General features: G+C 67.6%; 1 protein-coding gene. It reads left to right on the top strand.

What is annotated here, in order from left to right:
• The first annotated feature begins 49 nt into the window (after positions 1-49).
• Entirely contained in the window at positions 50-1,345 is a 1,296-nt protein-coding gene (locus AB0K51_RS34825) for an IS256 family transposase (protein ID WP_363462300.1), read from the top strand.
• The last annotated feature ends 39 nt before the right edge of the window (positions 1,346-1,384 follow it).

A 1,384-nucleotide genomic window follows, 5' to 3' on the forward strand; every position in this document is an offset into this window, starting at 1 on the left:
GGGTCTGTAAAAAGAACGGTGTAACTCCCGATCAAGGAAGTAGCACCTGATGACAGACGTGACCGTCTCGGCCGAGGCCGTGGAGGCCGGGCGGCCGGTGGAGTTGCAGCCGGACGCCCTGGACGACCAGTTGATCGGGCAGTTGGTTGACCGGGCCCGTGCGAGCGGGCTGCAGCTCACCGGCGCTGGCGGCCTGCTCCAGCAGCTCACGAAGAAGCTCCTGGAGTCCGCGCTCGAAGGCGAGATGACGGACCACCTCGGCTACGAGAAGCACGACCCGGCCGGGGCCGGCAGTGGCAACTCGCGCAACGGAACCCGCTCGAAGACTGTGCTGACCGAGGTCGGGCCAGTCGAGATCGACGTCCCCCGGGACCGCGAGGGCTCGTTCGAGCCGCAGCTGGTCCGCAAGCGCCAGCGGCGGTTGTCGGGGGTGGACGAGATGGTGCTGTCGCTGTCCGCCCGCGGTCTGACGCACGGTGAGATCTCCGCGCACCTGGCCGAAGTCTACGGCGCGGACGTCTCCAGGCAGACCATCTCCACCATCACCGACCAGGTCATCGAGGGCATGGCCGAGTGGCAGAACCGGCCTCTCGACCCGGTCTACCCGGTGGTGTTCATCGACTGCGTGCACGTGAAGCTCCGCGACGGCCAGGTCGCCAACCGGCCGATCTACGTCGCGCTCGCGGTTACCGTCGAGGGCACCAGGGAGATCCTCGGACTGTGGGCCGGCGATGGCGGCGAGGGCGCCAAGTACTGGCTCCACGTGCTGACCGAGATCAAGAACCGCGGTGTCGCGGACGTCTGCATGGTGGTCTGCGACGGCCTCAAGGGCCTGCCTGACGCCATTGCCGCGGTCTGGCCGCAGGCCGTCACCCAGACCTGCATCGTGCACCTGATCCGGGCCTCGTTCCGCTATGCGGCCCGGCAGGACTGGGACAAGATCTCCAAGGCCCTCAAGCCCGTCTACACGGCTCCGACCGAGGAGGCGGCGCTTGAGCGGTTCGTGGAGTTCACCGAGGCCTGGGGCCGGAAGTATCCGGCGATCGTGCGGCTCTGGGAGAACGCCTGGGCGGAGTTCGTGCCGTTCCTGAGCTTCGATGTCGAGGTCCGCCGGGTCATCTGCACCACGAACGCGATCGAGTCCGTGAACGCGCGGATCCGCAAGGCCGTCCGCTCGCGCGGGCATTTCCCGAACGAGCAGGCGGCCCTGAAGTGCGTCTACATGGCGATCATGTCGCTCGACCCGACCGGGGCCGGCCGCAAGCGCTGGATGACCCGGTGGAAGGCCGCACTCAACGCCTTCGAGATCGCCTTCGACGGCCGACTCTCCGTCGGCCGCCGCTAACTCAACCCAACCGAGTTACACCGTTCACTGGACAGACCC

Source organism: Kitasatospora sp. NPDC049285 (assembly GCF_040678815.1).
GTDB lineage: Bacteria > Actinomycetota > Actinomycetes > Streptomycetales > Streptomycetaceae > Kitasatospora.

Excerpts from the sequence above, each read along its gene's own strand:
- AB0K51_RS34825 (WP_363462300.1), top strand. The coding sequence starts at position 50 with ATGACAGACGTGACCGTCTCGGCCGAGGCCGTGGAGGCCGGGCGGCCG.